General features: G+C 51.9%; 19 protein-coding genes and 1 pseudogene. 8 read left to right on the forward strand and 12 right to left on the reverse strand.

Annotated features, from left to right (window positions below):
• Nucleotides 1-51: 51 nt before the first annotated feature.
• The 4 genes from IPK01_18740 (at nt 52) to IPK01_18755 (ending at nt 5,707) form a co-directional block, all read left to right on the forward strand.
• Nucleotides 52-1,389, forward strand: a complete 1,338-nt coding sequence (locus IPK01_18740; protein MBK7935467.1) for an insulinase family protein — start codon at nt 52-54, stop codon at nt 1,387-1,389.
• Complete coding sequence (locus IPK01_18745; protein ID MBK7935468.1) at nt 1,389-2,909, forward strand: insulinase family protein; 1,521 nt, start codon at nt 1,389-1,391, stop codon at nt 2,907-2,909. Before IPK01_18740 ends, IPK01_18745 begins: the two co-directional genes overlap by 1 nt.
• 106 nt (nt 2,910-3,015) lie before the next feature.
• Entirely contained in the window at nt 3,016-4,770 is a 1,755-nt protein-coding gene (locus IPK01_18750) for a UbiD family decarboxylase (protein MBK7935469.1), read from the forward strand.
• A gap of 34 nt (nt 4,771-4,804) precedes the next feature.
• Nucleotides 4,805-5,707: a metallophosphoesterase gene (locus tag IPK01_18755; GenBank protein MBK7935470.1), complete on the forward strand. Its 903-nt coding sequence runs from the start codon at nt 4,805-4,807 to the stop codon at nt 5,705-5,707.
• Here IPK01_18755 and IPK01_18760 read toward each other — a convergent pair whose 3' ends face one another.
• The gene (locus IPK01_18760) at nt 5,708-6,925 is read right to left on the reverse strand and encodes an alkaline phosphatase family protein (protein MBK7935471.1); all 1,218 of its coding nucleotides are present in this window, start codon (nt 6,923-6,925) and stop codon (nt 5,708-5,710) included. It abuts the gene before it with no gap.
• A gap of 185 nt (nt 6,926-7,110) precedes the next feature.
• On the opposite strand from IPK01_18760, the gene IPK01_18765 reads away from it, so the two are divergent.
• The gene (locus tag IPK01_18765) at nt 7,111-7,974 is read left to right on the forward strand and encodes a hypothetical protein (GenBank protein ID MBK7935472.1); all 864 of its coding nucleotides are present in this window, start codon (nt 7,111-7,113) and stop codon (nt 7,972-7,974) included.
• A complete protein-coding gene (locus tag IPK01_18770) occupies nt 7,911-8,192 on the forward strand; it encodes a DUF4031 domain-containing protein (GenBank protein MBK7935473.1) in 282 nt (93 codons plus the stop codon). The genes IPK01_18765 and IPK01_18770 overlap by 64 nt, the downstream gene beginning before the upstream one ends.
• A 332-nt stretch (nt 8,193-8,524) precedes the next feature.
• Here IPK01_18770 and IPK01_18775 read toward each other — a convergent pair whose 3' ends face one another.
• From IPK01_18775 to IPK01_18805, 7 genes and pseudogenes are all read right to left on the reverse strand, one after another.
• Nucleotides 8,525-9,178 carry a cupin domain-containing protein gene (locus tag IPK01_18775; GenBank protein ID MBK7935474.1) on the reverse strand — a complete coding sequence of 218 codons (654 nt, stop codon included), beginning with the start codon at nt 9,176-9,178 and terminating at the stop codon, nt 8,525-8,527.
• Nucleotide 9,179: 1 nt separating this feature from the next.
• On the reverse strand, nt 9,180-9,476 hold the full coding sequence (locus tag IPK01_18780) for a hypothetical protein (GenBank protein ID MBK7935475.1): 297 nt from the start codon (nt 9,474-9,476) through the stop codon (nt 9,180-9,182).
• A 1-nt stretch (nt 9,477) separates the two neighbouring features.
• Nucleotides 9,478-9,825, reverse strand: a complete 348-nt coding sequence (locus tag IPK01_18785) for a hypothetical protein (protein ID MBK7935476.1) — start codon at nt 9,823-9,825, stop codon at nt 9,478-9,480.
• Complete coding sequence (locus IPK01_18790) at nt 9,826-10,293, reverse strand: OsmC family protein (protein MBK7935477.1); 468 nt, start codon at nt 10,291-10,293, stop codon at nt 9,826-9,828.
• Nucleotides 10,294-10,298: 5 nt separating this feature from the next.
• Nucleotides 10,299-10,532 (reverse strand): hypothetical protein, encoded by a 234-nt coding sequence (locus IPK01_18795; GenBank protein MBK7935478.1) that lies wholly within the window; start codon nt 10,530-10,532, stop codon nt 10,299-10,301.
• Nucleotides 10,533-10,538: 6 nt separating this feature from the next.
• Nucleotides 10,539-11,850, reverse strand: a pseudogene (gene asnS / locus IPK01_18800) (asparagine--tRNA ligase).
• Between the two features lie 69 nt (nt 11,851-11,919).
• Complete coding sequence (locus tag IPK01_18805) at nt 11,920-12,141, reverse strand: hypothetical protein (protein MBK7935479.1); 222 nt, start codon at nt 12,139-12,141, stop codon at nt 11,920-11,922.
• Between the two features lie 333 nt (nt 12,142-12,474).
• Here IPK01_18805 and IPK01_18810 point away from each other — a divergent pair, with 333 nt between their 5' ends.
• Nucleotides 12,475-14,436 carry an ABC transporter ATP-binding protein gene (locus IPK01_18810; protein MBK7935480.1) on the forward strand — a complete coding sequence of 654 codons (1,962 nt, stop codon included), beginning with the start codon at nt 12,475-12,477 and terminating at the stop codon, nt 14,434-14,436.
• 128 nt (nt 14,437-14,564) lie between these two features.
• On the forward strand, nt 14,565-14,894 hold the full coding sequence (locus IPK01_18815; GenBank protein ID MBK7935481.1) for a hypothetical protein: 330 nt from the start codon (nt 14,565-14,567) through the stop codon (nt 14,892-14,894).
• Here the strand turns inward: IPK01_18815 and IPK01_18820 are convergent, their stop codons facing one another.
• The 4 genes from IPK01_18820 to IPK01_18835 form a co-directional block, all read right to left on the reverse strand.
• On the reverse strand, nt 14,895-15,389 hold the full coding sequence (locus tag IPK01_18820; protein ID MBK7935482.1) for a phosphotransferase: 495 nt from the start codon (nt 15,387-15,389) through the stop codon (nt 14,895-14,897).
• Between the two features lie 48 nt (nt 15,390-15,437).
• Nucleotides 15,438-15,908: a hypothetical protein gene (locus tag IPK01_18825; protein MBK7935483.1), complete on the reverse strand. Its 471-nt coding sequence runs from the start codon at nt 15,906-15,908 to the stop codon at nt 15,438-15,440.
• A gap of 21 nt (nt 15,909-15,929) precedes the next feature.
• Entirely contained in the window at nt 15,930-16,928 is a 999-nt protein-coding gene (locus IPK01_18830; protein ID MBK7935484.1) for an NDP-sugar synthase, read from the reverse strand.
• Between the two features lie 136 nt (nt 16,929-17,064).
• Nucleotides 17,065-18,609: a VCBS repeat-containing protein gene (locus tag IPK01_18835; GenBank protein MBK7935485.1), complete on the reverse strand. Its 1,545-nt coding sequence runs from the start codon at nt 18,607-18,609 to the stop codon at nt 17,065-17,067.
• Between the last annotated feature and the right edge of the window lie 121 nt (nt 18,610-18,730).

The raw sequence follows: 18,730 nt of genomic DNA on the forward strand, positions 1-18,730 counted from the left end.
TATGAAGACCCAACACGTTTTCGACCGAAATTTCCGGACTAGTGGAACTGTATGCGAATAAACATTCTTTGGATCACATTAGCGACATTGATGCTGGCCGTAACAGGCTTCGCCCAGGTCAAGGTCGCTCCGCTGCCGATCAAGGAGCGGACTTTGCCGAACGGCCTTAAGATTGTATCGGTGCGGGACGATACGAGCCCGACCGTCGCCATTCACGTTTGGTACAACGTCGGGGGCAAAAATGATCCGATGGGCAAGTCGGGGTTTGCACATATGTTCGAACACATGATGTTCAAATCGACCAAGAACATGCCGAACGAAAAAATGGATCGTCTGACCGAGGATGTTGGTGGCTTTAACAACGCCTCAACCTGGGATGATTACACGAATTACTACGAGGTCGTGCCGTCGAATTATCTCGAAACGCTGCTTTGGGCCGAGGCTGAGCGGATGGTCAATCTAAATGTCAACGACAAGAATTTTGCCTCTGAACGTGATGTTGTTAAAGAGGAATTTCGCCAGAGCGTTCTCGCTCAGCCGTATGGACGGTTTTTCGAATACATCAACAGCCTTTCGTACACTCAACATCCGTACAAACGAGGCGTGATAGGAGATCTTGACCAGTTGAATGCTGCGACACCCTCCGATGCGAAATCGTTCTACGACCTCTATTATCGCCCGGATAACGCATATCTGATCGTCGTAGGTGATTTTGACCAGACGAAGTTTGACGCGTGGACGGACAAATATTTCGGGCGGATCAAACAGCCACGTTCTTCGATCCCGCGAGTCACTGTGAAAGAACCGGCCCGTACGAAGGAAGCTCGTTTCGAAAAGACCGCACCAAACGTACCGTTTCCGGCTGTTGCGATCACATATCTCGCACCGCCTTCGAATGATCCGGACATTGCCGCTATTCGGGTCGCGAACAAAATCCTGAGCGGCGGTGAGAGTTCGCGACTATACCAGAGTCTAGTTTACAAGCAACAGATCGCGCAGGAAGCCTCATTCAACCTCGACAATAAGGTTGACGGCGGATTGCTTTACTTTTTAGCGATCGGGAGCGAAGGCAAAACATCCGCCGAACTTGAAAAGTCATTGCTTGAGGAACTGAAACTCATCCAAACAAAGGGCGTTACGCCGAGCGAACTCGCGAAAGCGAAAAATCAGCTTATTGCGGACGCCGTCGAGAGCCTTGAGGACAACGACGGCAAAGCCATCGCCGTAGAACGAAGCATCGCCTACGAAGGCAATCCAAATCTCGTCAACACAAGTGTCGCCCGGCTCCAGGCCGTGACCGCAGCCGATGTGCTTCGCGTTATGAAAAAATACTTTACCGATACAAACCGCGTCGTCATCCATTACTCGAATGACGGAGGTGCAAAGTAATGAGAGCACATAGTTTAGCTAGCTGCGTCACGTTATTCTTTGTTCTTTTTGCCTTTGCTGTAAGTTCCTTAGGACAGGAAACACCGCCTCAGCCGTCAGCTCCGAGATCTGTCAAGATCCCGGTTGTAACTGAAAGGAAACTGCCAAACGGGCTGACCGTTGTGGTCGTCGAGCGACATGGTGCTCCGCTCATTTCGGTCAGAATGATGTTCAATTCGGGTGTTACCTCCGAGGACATTGCATCAGCCGGACTCGTAAAGATGACCACAAATCTACTTTCCAAGGGCACGGCGACCCGTTCCGCGACCAGGATCGCGAACGATATTGAGTTTCTCGGTGCAGATATCTCAACGTCGGTCGCTCTTGATTCATCGAGTGTTTCCCTGGGTGTCACATCGGACAAGATCGGCCCGGCGATGACGATATTTGCGGATGTCATACGCCGCCCGACGTTTCCCGCAAGCGAGATAAAGCTCGCACAATCGCAGGCGATCGATGAATTGACCTATAACCTAAAGCAGCCAAGTTTCCTCGCAAATTACGTGGCCACCGCATATACCTTTAACGGAAATCCCGCCAGTGGAACTCCTGAAAGCCTAAAGGCGATGAAACGCGAGGACATATTAGAGTTTTTCAAATACAACATCGAGCCAAACGGCGCGACATTGCTTTTTGTCGGCGATATTTCGCCTACGCAGGCGATGGCCCTCGCAAGAACACATTTTGGCACTTGGAAGAGTACTGTGCGAACTATTCAAGGTAATCCTGTCAGCATTACCGAAACTGCGGGTTCGGTTCAACAGAGAAAGGACGCCGATCGCGATCAGCCGCTGGTTAAGAGAATGTTGGTTATCGACCTTCCGGGTTCCGGTCAGGCCGCCGTCAGCTATGCTAAACAACTTCAATTTGCCGGTCGTGTTGACTGGAACGAAGGAAAGCGAGCGACGATCGACAAGGAGTATTTTCCGGGTGTTGTGATGAATTCGCTGTTGGGCGGCGGATATTCTTCGAGGCTTAATCAGGAGATCCGTATCAAACGCGGTCTCAGCTATGGGGCGGGCAGTTCGATCACTTGGCGTGCTTATGATTCTCGGTTTTCAACCCGAACCCAAACAAAGAACGAGTCGGCACCGGAGGTCGTTGAGCTTGTCCTTGAGGAGTTAAAAAGGCTTGCGAAATCAAATGCAACTGCGGTCGATGTAGGACCGAGGCAAGCGGCGCTTATCGGTGATTTTGGCCGAAGTCTTGAGACTAATTCAAGCATGATCGGCGTCGTTGCCGACCTGTACGATCTTTGGCTTGATCCCAGCGAACTCGATCGTTATATGTCGAATGTCCAGTCGGTCAGCAGTGACCAGATCAGGGCGTTTGCTGCCCAACATCTAAATGGTGGCGACATCATCATCGTCGGCGACTATTCGATCTTTAAGGACGACCTCGCGAAACGGTTTCCGGGAATGAAGATCGATGTCGTTAAGGCAGATGAACTCGATCTGAGCAAAGACAATTTGCGAAAGTAGATTAGTTTTTCTGATTGCCCGCGAATTACGCGAACATGTGCGAATGCTGTTAGATTATTGACAAGACATTCGATTAATTCGCGAGGATTCGCGGGCAATTTCTTTCATGCATAAGAATTTACGCACTTTTATTGATTCACTTCGGCGTGAGAACGAGATCGTTGAGATCTTGGCTGCGGTCGATCCCTATTTGGAGATCGCCGAGATCCACCGACGCGTAATTGACGAGCAGGGTAAGGCGTTGCTGTTTACCAACGTAAAAGGTTCCGACTTTCCAGTCGTAACGAATCTATTCGGCACTCGACGGCGGATCGATCTGGCATTTGGATCGAAACCGCTTGAGTTTGTAAAACGCGCAGTCCATGCTGCTGAGAATCTGCTTCCTCCAAAGCTAGGCAAACTATGGGAATATCGCGATCTCGCCGTTTCTGCGGCCAAATTTGGAACCAAGCAAACCAGAAACGCTCCAGTTCTCGGATCTCGGCAAGCGACCGTCGATCTGGAGAAATTGCCGCTTCTTCAGCTCTGGCATGAGGACGGCGGCCATTTTGTAACGCTGCCGCTCGTCTATACCGAAAGTCCGTCCGATGGCAAACACAACCTCGGAATGTACCGCATCCAGCGATACGACAAACAAACGACCGGCATTCATTGGCAGATCGGGAAGGGCGGCGGGTTTCACTATTATGAGGCCGAACAACTAAATCAAGCACTGCCGGTAACGATATTCCTTGGCGGCGCACCGGCGATGATTCTCTCGGCGATCGCCCCGTTGCCCGAAGGTCTACCTGAGTTGATGCTCGCATCGCTGCTTGCGGGCGAAAAGATCACAACTGCCGCGAATCCATTGGGCGAAGCCCGCCACCGTCTGATCGCCGAGGCAGAGTTCGCCATCTGCGGCAGTGTTGCGCCATACGAACGCCGCCCCGAAGGCCCGTTTGGAGATCACTACGGCTATTATTCGCTGACACACGATTATCCCGTGTTTCGAGCTGATGCCGTATTCCATCGAAAGGACGCTATCTATCCGGCGACCGCCGTCGGCAAACCGCGACAAGAAGACTACTTTATCGGTGACTATCTGCAAGAGCTGCTTTCCCCGCTGTTTCCGCTCGTAATGCCCGCAGTTCGCGACCTTTGGAGCTATGGTGAGACGGGCTTTCATTCGCTGGCGGCCGCAGTCGTTCGCGAACGATACGGCCGCGAGGCGTTATCGGCCGGATTTCGCATCTTAGGTGAGGGGCAGCTAACGCTCACGAAGTTCCTTTTGCTAACAGATCAGCCGCAAGATCTTCGCGACTTCAGATCGTTATTCGAATACATTCTCGAACGCGTCGACTGGAATCGTGACCTGCATATATTCAGCCAGACTGCATTCGACACGCTCGATTATGCCAGTGGTAAGGTCAATTTTGGCTCGAAGGCGATCTTGATGGGCACGGGCGAGGCGAAAAGGGAACTCGTGCGCGAGTTTCATAGCGATCTGCCTCAGGGCGTCAAGGCCGCCGAGCCCTATTGTGGAGGCTGTTTGGTCATCGAGGCCGAGTCTTACGAAAGCAACAAAGATCTCGCCGAGCGGATCGCAAGGTCGGGAAGCTTTGACGATTGGCAGATCGTGATAGTGCATGATGATATCGAATTTGCCCGAACTACCGAGAAATTCCTCTGGGCGACTTGGACACGTTTTGATCCTGCATCTGATATTTACGCGAAAATTGCTACGCTTCAGAATAATCACATTGGTTACGGCGCTCCGGTCGTTATCGATGCCAGAATGAAACCGTGGTACCCGGCGGTGGTCGAACCCCGCAAAGATATCGTTGAGTTAGTCGACAAACGGTGGGCTGAATATTTCAACTAGGTTCGACTACAGGCCACATAAGGCCACATTTCAATTGAAGATCACTTCAGGCAACTTGCTCTATTTGTTTCCCGCATTCGCCGCGGTTTGTCTTTGCTTGCTTGCATATTCGTACTTGATTGAGCCGAACCGGCTCGTCATTAATCAGCAGAACATTAAAGTCAGACGCCTCGACTCTGCTCTTGATGGACTAAAGATCGTCGCCATCTCAGACATTCACGGCGGTTCCAATGGAGTTACCGAAGACAAACTCCGCCGCATTGTCGAACAGGCGAACGCCCAGGAGCCCGACCTGATCGTTCTGCTTGGTGATTTTGTTTCGCAGTACGACGGAAAAGACGGAATGGGGCTTCGTCCGCTTCGGATGCCGATCGATACGATCGCAAAAGGCCTCTCGGGTTTCAAAACCAAGCTCGGCGTATTCGCGGTGCTTGGCAATCACGACGGCTGGTATGACGACTGGACAGTCGCGGATCGATTAACGCAGAACGGCATTCGTGTCCTACAGAATGAACTCGCGATCGTGCAGCATAACGGCAAAGTCCTGCGGATCCTTGGCCTCAAGGACCACATGCGGATAAAGACCTGGGACAGTTTCGCCGCCGACGCCAAGAGAGTTATCGATCAGAGTTCGGTCAAGAGTGACATTATTGTCCTCGAACACAGTCCGGACGTTCTACCGATAATTACGGGCCAACGCTCGATTTCGCCCGACATTCGGCTCTTTCTCGCCGGCCATACGCACGGCGGACAGGTCTGGCTGCCGATACTCGGCACCCCGATAGTGCCTTCGAGCTACGGCCAGAAATACTCGTACGGGCACATCCGCCAGGATGAAGTTGACATGTTTGTAACTACTGGTGTTGGTACGAGTATCTTGCCGTTCAGATTCATGATGCCGCCCGAGGTCGCAGTGCTTACATTGCAAAGCGAATGACTAACGCATCATTTTTTTGACGCGATCCAGCTTTCCGTCGTTCTTAGCCGGTTTCAGGCCTAAGATTTTGCACATTACGTTATAGACCTCGACGTTTTCGAACGGTTCCGCAACATATTTGCGTTTGAATGCCGGGCCGTGTGCAATGAACACAGCCTGCATTTCCTGATATTGATTGTCGAATCCATGAGCCCCGCGTACTCGGCCCGTGGTCACACTGGTCACATTTGCTTGCGGTTTTTTCTGATTGGACATTGTCCAGCCTAGTTTCGCCGAGCAAATTACCGGAGCGACGCGCACACCTTGTTTGTAGTGAAAGCGTTCGGGCAGGTCTGACTTCTTCCAACATGTCGTATTCTCGATCTTTGCAAGTGCTTCCATCATCTCGTCAGTCTTTTCGGGCTTCGGGAATATCTGCCATATCTCACCGGTCGTGATCGGATCGCGTTCCATCCATTCCTCTCGAAGCTCACGATACATGTACACAAGGTTTCCGGCCGTGACATTAGCCATACCGTGATCGGATGTGATGATGACGTTCACCTTATTACCGATCTTCCGTTTCGTTAATCCGTCCACGAGTCTTGCGATGTCGCCATCAACCTTTTTGACGGCGTTGCGGATGTTCTCAGAATCCGGCCCGGCAGCATGACCCGCGTCGTCGGTGTCGCTGAAATAAAGCGTGATCATCGTTGGGCGTTTGTCTCGCGGCAGATCGAGCCAGCCGAGCACGGTATCTACGCGTTCTTCGTTCGGGATCTTGCCGTCGTAGGTTTTCCAGTACGTCGGCTGGACGCCGTTGATCTTTGCTTCCGAACCGACCCAAAAGAACGATGCCGCAACCTGGCCTTGCTTTTCGGCGGTTACCCAAATAGGTTCGCCGCCCCACCAACGCGGATTTTCGACCTCTTCGCGTTTGCCCATCGTGAATACAGTGCCGAAGTCGTACACGTTATTCTCTACGATCCCGTGATTCGCAGGATACAATCCGGTGACAACGGTGTAATGATTCGGGAAGGTCTTTGTCGGAAAGGACGGAATCATCCATTTTGCACGAACACGTTCGCGTGCGAGTTTTGCGATATTAGGAGCCTCGTACTTATCGACATAATCGTAACGGAAGCCGTCAAGTGAGATCAGGATGACCGTCGGCTTTAGATCTTTGATCGCCGATTGCCCAAGGCCAGTCGAAACTGTCGTAATCGTCAAAACGATCATTGCCAATACTCGTATTCGCATAGGATTAAAATACGTCACTTCAACATGAATTCCAATTGTCGCGTGCTAAATCGACGAATTTACATTCATGACCGAAACCGGCCGCCTCGTTTGGAAACACCATAGAAAAAGGAATATGATAGATCGACAATTTGCATTACCAAACCAATCACAGGAGTACGATCGTGAAGAAACAAAGCCCATCTGCTTTCCTACTATTGATCGCGGTTATAATTGTTGGTGCAAGCATCGCCTGCAGCAGCAGTTTTAGCACAAATTCGTCGACGAGCAGTCCATCAAATACGGCGGCTTCGCCATCACCGGTAAATTCGAGCTCTCCGGCCAAAACGGAACCCGCGAAAAAAGTCGATATCGCCGGCAAATACGACGCCGTTGGCTCAAATCCGGACGGCGGCGGCGAATATAAGGCCGAACTTACGGTTACGCCGCGTGATGATGTCTATCAATTTACCTGGGCATCGGGATCGAAGTCGTACGACGGTGTTGGCGTTCTCTCCGACAATCGAGTCGCAGTTTCCTACACCGAAGGAGCGAACGGTAAAGGCTGCGGCGTTTCCTTATTTAAGATCGCTGCTGACGGTTCGATGACCAGTAAGAACGGCTACTGGGGCGAGAACAAGATGGAAACCGAGACAGCAACACGCACAAGCGGCAGCGACCTCGAGGGCGAATTCAATATCGTAGGCAAAAATCCCAAGGGCGAGACTTACAAAGGCACGCTGAAGATCACAAAAGATGGTGACGGATATGTTTTCAATTGGAACACTGGTAAATCGTTCAGCGGATTCGGCATTCGTGCGGGTGAATTCGTCGCGGTCGGCTTCGGCGGCAAGCAATGCGCGTTCGTCGGCTATGACGTACAAGGCGACGGAACGCTAGCAGGCAAATGGGGAAGCCAGAACTCCAAGAAATTCGGCACTGAGACCGCGAAACCAAGAAATAATATTGGTCATTTATCGTTAACATGGCGGTCTATGTCGACAACTTGCGTGACTACGGTTGGCGCCACGGGCCGTCTTGTCATTTGATCGGCGACAGCGTGGAGGAATTGATCCAATTCGCCGTTCGTCTCGGCATGAAGGAAGAGTGGTTCCAACCAAAAAGCTCTCCGCACTTCGATCTAACCGCCGAAGGCCGCGAGATTGCCGTCCGCAACGGTGCGATCGAACTGAATCAACGCGAACTGATCGCCAAGCTCCGCGAACTCCGTCACAAAGACCGCGACCGTCTTCCAACAACGCCCTGACAAAGCAATTCGGTAGCAAATCATTGCGTTGCGGTGCGAAAACACAACGCTAGTGTGCGAAAACTTTGCCCTTGTGCGCGAAAACATTACGCTTTGTCACCCAAACATTGTGCTTTGTCACGGAAACATTGTGCTTTGTCAGCCGAACATTGTGCTTTGTCAGCCAAACATTGTGCTTTGTCACGAAAACATTACGCTTTGTCAGCCAAACATTGTGCTTTGTCACGGAACCGGAACGCTTTGTCAGCCAACCGCAGTGCAATGTCACAGAAGCGCCGGGCTTTGAAAGGCTGACTTCCTTAAATTGTTTCGCGAAAAGATGCGTTCGTAAGCTACTTTTTTGTATGTCTCGTCAACACAAACGGCTGGCCATTGAAAAGTCGGGCTTTGTTGATGGTTTCGTTGGGCAATTCCATATCATGTTCAACCCATGTCTCGTGCTCGGCGGGCATTGTGACCTCAAGGACCTCGGCCGTTCCTTCGGCAAATAGAACGCGGTGTCGAATTTCGGGCGGCTGGACGACGCAATCGCCCGGTTCGAGCCAGAAAGGCGGCCCTTGGTCCTCATACACCACCTGAATCCGGCCTTTGAGGCAGTAGATCATCTGAAATTCGATCTTGTGATGGTGAACATAATCCGCCACCGGCCCGTCTTCAAATAATCGAATGTGCGATGCGATGACCTTTCCGCCAACCCGTCCTGGAATAAGGTCGCGATATTCCATTCCCGCACGGCCGCGAACAAAGTCAGAACCGCCTGCGTAAGCGGGCGGCTTCGCGGAGACTAATTTCACAAATCTCGGTTCAATCGATGAGGTCTCGCGAAGGAGTTGCACGCCGCCCGCAAACGCAGGCGGTTCTGACAAGAGTGCCTCACGCGGCGAATCGGCAGGGAATATCATGTCGAGGCGGTAGCCTAGTTCGTTTTTATAGTGCTCGATCGTCGCTTCGAGGTCTTCGCATTCGATCACGGTAGGTTCTGTCATTCTATTTCCAATTCTTCTTCCAGATGACACGAGTCTCCTCGTCGAGCAAAGGGCGGCGGAACGGGAGATTACTCATGATCTTATTCATCAGAAACTCCCAGTCGCGGTACGGAAAGTCCTTGATACGCTCAAAACGGACCATCCCAAACTCAGTCTCGTCATCATTTCGAAAATAGAGCTCGCGCGGTTCGTCCGCACCTTCGTCAACATAGAAATAATGCGTGACAAAATGCCATCGCATACGGTTTCGGTCGAATTTTTTCGTCCGGTGATATGTCCATTCGTCTGTTATCGCCATTCTATTTCGAACCACCAATGATCGCGATCATCTCAACCTTCACTTCCTCGTCCGGTGCCGCAAATCCGGGGAACTCGACCTTCTCACGCTGCCCGAGTCCTGGTTTCGACGCCTTTACATACAACATCGCCGTGAATCGGTGTTTTACCGTCAGTTCAAACTTTCCATCCTTGCCCGTCACGGCCGAAACTTCGCCGAGCGTCGGCCCGAACGTGACCGTTGCACCTTCGACAGGCTTGTCGTAATTCCAAACCACGCCTTTTACCGTCGTCGTGCTGGTGTTTAGGCAACCTAAAGAAACGAGGGCCAGAATACCGACAGCAATTAGCCCCGCGGCCTTATTACGCATTTACCCCTCCAGACCTCGAACGATTATTTCCGACTTTATACTGTTCGCGATATAGCACTGTTTGTGGGCCTCGTGATGGAGATCCGCGATCTCTGTCTCGGTGGGGATCGTTTCGCCCATCCATCCGATCTGCGGATCAAGCGTGATAGTCGCCATCCATTGCCGACCGTCTTCCAACGCCGCCATGCTGCCAACGGCGCAGTCCTCATAAGAACCGATATTAAACCCGGCCTTCGCCGCGAGATAGAGAAACGTCAGCATATGACAAGCTGAGGCCGACGCCACCAGCGCCTCCTCAGGATCAACCGCCGCCTCGACCGAAAATCTCGGCACAACCTGCGGCGAAGAGGACGCCGGAAGCGTCATCCCTCCGTCAAATTTCCACGCATGCCCGCGAGTGTAGCGATTTTTAGTAAAAGTCTCGGGCGAATCAGATCTCCAGGTTATTCCTGCGATATATGTGGACATATAATTCAGTTGCCAAAAAGTGTGTACGTCACCACACCGATTCCCATTAAGATCAAGACAATTCCACCAACTAACCCTCTCACTCGTTCATGGCCTGCTGGGCCATAAAGAAATTCATGGAGAAAACTATCGTCGCGATCTCTATCCTCTTCCGCCGGCGGCTCGTTTTGTCCATGTTTGAAAAGCAGAATCCCGCCTCCCACCAACATTATTGCCAATAATATCTGGAATGCTGCCATTCGTATTTACGGTCTCAGTCTATACAACATTCTCGGAAACGGAATGGTTTCGCGGACGTGTTCGATGCCGGCCATCCAGGCGGTGCAGCGTTCGATTCCCATGCCGAAGCCGGCGTGCGGGACGCTGCCGTAGCGGCGGAGGTCGAGGTACCATTCGAAGGTCGCCTGATCGAGGCCGTGGTGTTTTAGCTGCTTGCTCGAGATATTCGAGATTTGCGGCACGTTCGCCGCCGCCGATGATCTCGCCGTAGCCTTCGGGGGCGAGCAGGTCGATGCCGAGGGCACATTCGGGGCGGTCTTTATCGACCTCGAAATAGAAACCCTTGATCGCGGCAGGGAAATGGTGGACGAACACCGGCTTGCCGTGCTGCGTCGAAAGATATGTCTCGTCCGGAGCGCCAAAATCACCGCCCCACTCAAAATTATTCTCAAGCTCTCCCTTTGCAAAACCTTCCTGCAACATTTTGACGGCATCGTCGTAATGCAGACGCGGGAACGGGGAATTGATGGCTTCGAGAATGGTCGTGTCGCGTTCGAGCGTTTTTAATTCTTCCTGGCGGTCGTTCAAGACGCGTTCGACCACCTTAAGGATCATCGCTTCGCCGAGATCCATCATGTCTTCGTAACTGGCGTATGCAACCTCAGGCTCGACCATCCAAAATTCGGTAAGATGACGCCGGGTTTTTGATTTTTCGGCACGAAATGTCGGACCGAAGGCATAAGACTTACCAAACGCCGCCGCAGTCGCTTCGTTATAAAGCTGGCCGCTCTGCGTCAAATATGCTTTATCGTCGCCAAAGTAATCGACTTCAAACAGCGTCGTCGTGCCTTCGCACGCGGCCGGCGTAAATATCGGCGTGTCCGCGAGCGTAAATCCGTTATCGTCGAAGAAGTCACGGACCGCCTTGATGACCGTATGACGGATCTTCAAAACCGCGTGCTGCTTTTTCGAACGTATCCACAAATGCCGGTTGTCCATCAGAAACTCGGTGCCGTGTTCCTTGGGCGTGATCGGATAGTCGTGAACGTTCTGCAGCACTTCGAGTCCTGTGACATCGACCTCGACGCCAAGCGACGAACGCGTATCTTCCTTCACAGTTCCCGTGACGATGATAGACGATTCCTGCCCGATCGAATCTGCCAGATCGTACAACGCCTCGTCATTCGGTTTGAAGACAACGCATTGCACTATCCCGGTGCCGTCGCGAAACTGCAAAAAGACGAGCTTGCCGCTCGAACGCTTGTTATAGAGCCAGCCTTTGAGCGTGACCGATTCACCGATGTGGTCTTTTAGTTGATTGATATAAGTCTGCTTCATAATTAGGTAAAAGAAAATTCTAATTGAAAGCAAATGAACAAACAAAAGCAATGCCGGCAATATCGGAACTTACCGATACCTATTGCTAAACTGCGAATGCCTGGCCGCCGATGCGAGTGAGCTAGGATCGCTTGCGTTCTGCGGTTCACGCTTTGCGGTATCGAACCGTTGATCGAGACGAACGAGTTCGCGAAAATATTCGCTGATCGAACCGTAACCACCGTTTCGCACACGCGAACGTGCATATTCCTCAAGCGACTTGGGCATCGAAATTGAACTTTTTGAGATCATAACGACATTTCCTCCGCGGGACGAACCTTTGGTTTTTCCTACCCTTTCCTACCATTTCCCACTATTTCCGAAATATTCGCCATTCTTACGACCATGGGACAGGTTTGGGTCAGGTAAATCGTTGCAAGTAGGATATTTATCTGATTTGAATGAGTGTCCCGCCTCTTTTACAAAATATCGACTGAATCGGCTTACCAAAGGAACCCCTCAAGCCTCTACGATACCATAATCCTTGCATCTCTTGCAGCATATTGCGTCCTTGCAACATTCGCGTAATTCTGTTTGAAGTTGACATATTCGGCTGTGGTTATCAGACTTGGGAAATACAATCCTATGACCGGCGAATCGAAAAAGAAGAAAAAGGTCGACTATTCTGCCGCCTGGGCCGAAGCCCGACGCATCATGTGGGGTGCCCGGTGGCGTTTGCTGCTAGGCAGCGTGCTGATGCTTGTTTCGCGGCTGTCGGGGATGGTGCTGCCGGCGTCGATGAAATATATAGGCGACGAGGTTTTCGTGGGGCAGCGGTACGAGCTGCTCAAGTGGATAGCTCTCGCGATCGGCGTCTCGACGCTTATTCAGGGTGTTACATCGTTTGCGTTGTCCCAGATCCTTGGTGTCGCGGCCCAGCTTGCGATCACGAATATGCGAATGCGTGTGCAGCGGCACATTGAGCGGTTGCCGATATCGTATTTTGATTCGACACAGAGCGGCCAATTGATCTCGCGGATCATGAACGACGCCGAAGGCATCCGCAATCTGGTCGGTACCGGTTTAGGCCAGTTGCTCGGCAGTATTGTAACGGCGACGATCTCGATCGGCGTCTTGTTCTATCTGAACTGGCAGTTGACGACCGCGACATTGGTCGTACTTCTAGTTTTTGGTGCGGCACTGATGTACGCGTTCAAGATATTGCGGCCGGTCTTTCGCGAGCGAGGCGAAATTACTGCACAAGTCACGGGTCGTTTGACGGAATCGCTCGGAGGCATCCGCATTGTTAAGGCCTATACCGCGGAAAAGCGAGAAGAGCTTTCATTCGCACGAGGTGCTCATAAATTGTTTCGGAATATCGCAAAATCGGTGACCGGAGTTTCGGCGATATCTTCGTTCTCGTCGGTAGTGATCGGCGCGATCGCGGTCGTAATGATCGTCATCGGCGGCAACGCGGTGCAGGGTAACACTATGACGCTGGGCGATTTTCTGATGTACATCTCGTTCACGTTCCTGCTCGCGATGCCCGTCATCGAGCTGACATCCATCGGCACACAGATCACCGAAGCTCTCGCGGGACTAGACCGCATCCGCGAGGTCCTCGCGATGACCACCGAAGACGACACGGACAAAGACAAGCAGCCGCTGCCGGATATCGAAGGTACGATCGATTTTGAAAATGTCTATTTTGAATACGACGAGGGCGTACCCGTTCTCAAGAACGTCAGCTTCCATTCCGAGGCCGGAACGACGACTGCCTTGGTTGGCTCAAGCGGTTCGGGGAAATCGACGATACTTTCGCTTGTTCTTAATTTCATTCAGCCGTCCAAGTCAGAACCGCCTGCGTTAGTGGGCGGCTCAGAAGCTGTCCCGAAATCGACGTCAGACAGTGAAAGCCAACGTGAAATTGAAGCCGAGCCAAAGCCACCCGCTTATGTAGGCCGTTGTGACAATGGCGGCCGAATTTTAATTGATGGCCACGACCTGCGCACCGTAAAGCTTCGAGATTATCGACGGCATTTGGGTGTTGTGCTTCAGGACAACTTTTTGTTTGACGGCACTATTCTAGACAACATCAGGTTCTCAAATCCTGAAGCTAATTTCGAGACCATTAAGGATGTCTGCAAGGTTGCAAACGCGGACGAATTCATCGAAAAGTTTCCAAACGGATACGACACGATCGTTGGTGAGCGCGGCGTCAAGCTTTCGGGCGGCCAGCGGCAGCGAATCGCGATCGCTCGAGCGTTGCTTGCCGATCCGAGGATACTTATCCTTGATGAAGCTACTTCGAGTCTCGACAGCGAATCCGAGGCGTTGATCCAGGAAGGCCTAAACCGTTTGCGTCAGGGCCGAACGACGTTTGTGATCGCTCACCGGCTATCGACGATCCGCAGTGCCGATCAGATCCTCGTGGTCGAGGCCGGCGAGATCGTCGAACGTGGAACGCATGCCGAACTTGTAACTCTGGACGGGCGATATAAACAGCTTTATGATAAGCAGTACCGATTTGAACAGAATCTATTTGTAAATCCGGGCGAGGATTTCACAGGAAAACCGCCGGAAACTTTGGCACAAACTAAACTTTAGAGGAGATATCTCAAGAAATGGCTGCAACTCAAACGTATTCGAATCACACACGGTGGAATCCGCTTGTGCATTTCGTCGTGACACCGCTTTTATTACTTAATTTTCTTTCTCACGTGGTTCGGCTTTTTATGGAACCGAGTTGGGCAATGGCGTTTTGGACGCTGCTGAGTTTCACACTGATCTTGATGTCCGTGGCCGCAAGATTACAGGCGTTGACCGCGCAGGATCGACTTATACGGCTTGAGGAAAAACTTCGCTACCGCGAGGTCTTGTCTCCCGAACTCGCAGCCAGGTTTAACGAATTGCGAACAGGACAGGTGATCGCCCTTAGATTCGCTTCGGATGCAGAACTCGGCGGGCTGGTCGAACGCACGCTGAAGGGAGAATTTGCCAAGCCAAATGAGATCAAGAAGGCGATCAGGATTGGCGGGGTGATCATCTGCGGGTTTGAACTATGATCAATTGGAGCTATATTTAGCGATCTCCTTTTCGACGATTCTCAAGAGATTAGGGAATCTGTCGAGATTACTACCGGAACGAAATACGATCCGGAACATCGGCTGGATGTACTGGACGAAATAGGTCTTTTGGCGAACAGCAGACTGATATGAGAACGTCCCAGCGGCCTTTAGGCAGCGCTGCAGGGTTTGAAGACGAAACTCATAGGCGAATTCGCCTTCGTCGATCTTCGGAAGGCCGAGGGTTCGCCTAACATCGAGAAAATATCGCCTCTTTATAGCCAGGAACTCAGGTGACGGCAGTTCGGTAATGCGGTCTAAAAGAAGGGAAACGAGATCATACGCGGGGGAACCAATCCTTGCGTCCTGATGATCGATGATCCGCATCTTGTTCTGTCCATCGAGCATTAGATTTGCCGCGTGAAAATCACGATGACAAAGGACTGACGCATATGATCCGAGTTCGTCGGCCAGTTCCGCAAATTCAGTGGACAATGCGGCATCGTCATTCGCCGAAAGCGGACGGTTGAGATAGGTTCCGAATTAATGTTCCTTAAAGAAATTCAATTCCCAAAGCAGTTTCTCGGCGTCAAATTTCAATCGAGAAGCAACAGAGTTCATCTCATAGGCCTTATCGGTCGCGGTCTGGATCCGGGCGATCAGCGAAATTGCTTCGCGCAAGAGCCGTGAATCTACCTCTTCTGTCTCTTCGTTGAGAACATCGCGCAGCACACGATCGCCGAGGTCTTCCAATAAGATCACGCCTAATTCGCCGTCAACATCATATATATCGGCGACCGGAAGGTCTGCGGAAAGGAACAGTTCGGTTACGTCGATGTAAGTGTGTTCCGCGGGGTCAAAAGGCTCAGGATATACACACGCGACCGCTGTGCCGCCGTTCCGGTCGATCCGAAAATATTCCCGCGTCGAAGCATCTGCGGTCAGTGACGAATAATTGGACGAGTACCCGCGAGAACTGAGAAATTTTTCAAGCCTTGTCTTGATCGAGGTCATAGGTCGTTTGATCGACGGTCTCTAGTTTAGCGGAACTACATAGTTATCGCCCTGAATGTATCCCTTAAGTGCTTTTTCCGGGATCTCGGAACAGTTGCGAAGCATTTCTGCCCGGACGATCGCTGCATTCTCAAAATGTTCGCCCGGCCCTATCCTGACGCCGTCAGCGACAATGGTTCGGTAGAGCATTGCACCGTCGCCGATCTCGACATCATCCCAGATCACCGAGTCCTTAATACTCGCCATTCCCAACATAGTACAATTGCGTCCGAAATGGACGTCCGCTCCGTTCATCATCGCAAGGCTTATGTCCAGATATCGAGGGATCGTTGAAAGTTCGAACCAGTTCGCTTCCGTCAGGTGGGCCGCGATCCTTTCGCCGTTCTTTATCGCCGGATTGTAGAATGTCGGGACGATATCTGAATACACACCCCTCGGAATGTAATCAAAGACCCGCGGCTCCATTATATGTATTCCCGTAAACATCGGCGGCGAATAGGGCTCGTGCACAGTATCACGGATCTCTTCTTCGGTGAACGGACGAGCAAAATCGCCAAATCCCTCGACCATGCCGTCTTTAGTCTCGACAATAGTAAATTTCTCTCGCTTTATGTTGGGCTTTAACACCATTGTAGCGAGTGCTCCGGAACTGCGGTGTGTTTCGAGGGCAGCTCCGATGTCGATGTCGGTAATGATCTTGCCGTTGACGATCAGAAATGTGTCATTTTCGAGGTGCTCGCGGGCATTATCGAGTGCTCCGGCGGTTCCGAGGATCTTTGGCACTTCGCGGGTGTAATCTATGTGAACGCCGAAACCCCTGCCGTCGCCCAAGGCCTTGATAACAGAATCCGGCTGGTGGTGCAGATTAACGACAGTTTCGGTAATTCCATAGCGAGCGAGATATTCAGCGACGTAGCCGACCAGCGGCTTTCCGAGAAAGGGAATCGCCGGTTTGGTTCGATCGATCGTTAATGGGAAAAGCCGCGTGCCGAATCCGGCCGCGAGGATCATTGCTTTCATAGAGAAACGGGAACAAACGAGTTAACCGATATATTTACTCTACCGTGCGACACCGGAATCTTCAAACGTGAAGCCAAACGTAAAGAAGGCCGGAATTGCTCCCGGCCTTCAGTCCAATGATCAGCAACGCCCAGAATTAGTGGGTGTTGTAATTTGCGATTGGAAAGTCGCCTGATGCTCCAAGCGGCACTCCCGATGTTGCAGCGGTAGCCGTGCTGCGTGACCAGAATGTTCCTGCTCTCCAAACGCCGGCATCTGTTTTGCCATCGCCATCATAATCGCCATGTGTCGGGAAGTCAGTTGCCGAAGCTCCGAAAACGATGTAGTTGATAATACTGCTCGAACTTGCCAAATACTGCCATTGAATTGCACCGGCGGACGCGCGAATGGTAGCAATATCGGTTTTACCGTCACCGTCCCAATCACCGGGAACGATAACGTCAGTCGGAGTTCCGAAGACCGTAGTTGAAACGGTTCCTGTCGCAAGGCGAGTCCAGAAACGTGCCTGTCCGCCGCCGTTGTTACGTTGAACAACGAAGTCGGCCTTGCCGTCACCGTCATAATCACCCGGTGCCACAAAATCGCCATTTTGTCCCCAACCAACATAGGTGACAGGGCCATTCGGTGCCGTTCGGTAGAACCATGTGCTGGGATCACCTGCGGCTGCGCCGCCGCGATAGACCGCAAGATCGGCTTTTCCGTCGCCGTCATAGTCACCTACCACAGTTGGATCATCGCCCGTCTGACCGAACGTTTCCTGACGAAGAACGTTTCCGTTACTTTGTAAGATATAGAAGGTTGCGACGGTCGGAGCACCCGGACGCCAACAAGCAATGTCATCCTTACCGTCGCCGTCAAAATCTTCAGAGAAGAAACTATCCGACGCCAATCCCCAAGCCGAAGCAGCCGTTGGTGTTGCCGAATTATTGAGGTTCCAGAACCAGGTAACTTGACCGGCACCGCCGCCGCCGGTGTTGCGGACGACAACGTAGTCTGTACGGCCGTCACCGTTAAAGTCAACCGGAGCATCCGCAGCAGGTGCCGGGGAGGGTGTGTAGCTGAATGTGTCGATACCGATGTAGTTCGAGTTGTCACCGGTCGGACCGCCGCCCTCGACGAAGTAGCGGAACGCGATGCGGCCGCTCGTCGGACCTGCGAGGCCCGATATCGTGATCGTGAATTCCGTCCAAACTTCAGGATAATCGACGTCATACATCGGGTTGATGTCGAGAAGCAGCGTTGTGAAATCGCCAACTGCGGTCGACCCGGTACCGACATTCGTGCTCGCACCATTCGTCGAAAGACGAACCTGCAAGCGGTCAGGGAAAGGGTTGGCCGTGGTCGTACGCGTCCAGAATTTATACTGGTCGCCGTTGCTCATCGTACGGTTCGGTGCGATCAGCCAGTTGCTGATCGTGTTCGTTCCGGTCGTATTGTTAAAATTGGCACCGATGTAGGATGTCGCCGCACCGGCTTGTGCCGGAAAAACGGTGCTGTTTCCCTGGAACCAACCGGTCGAACCGACCGGCACACTATTATTCTGCGTAGTCCATCCCGCAACCGGGACGACCGCAAAATCTTCACTAAACGCCTGTGCACTCGACTCGGTGACACCGGCAACAAATAAAAATCCAACGAGAGTCAGCAGTGAAATACTGCTAAATTTTTTGAGTAAAGCCATGGTTAATCAGATTCCTCCGGAGTATTTAAGAAAATTGTAATTCCAGCAAATCGTTCAAAACCACTCGGCTTAAACGATCGCGACCGAAAATCAATTTATCAAATTCGGTATTGAGACACTG

This window comes from Acidobacteriota bacterium, from assembly GCA_016713675.1.
GTDB lineage: Bacteria > Acidobacteriota > Blastocatellia > Pyrinomonadales > Pyrinomonadaceae > OLB17.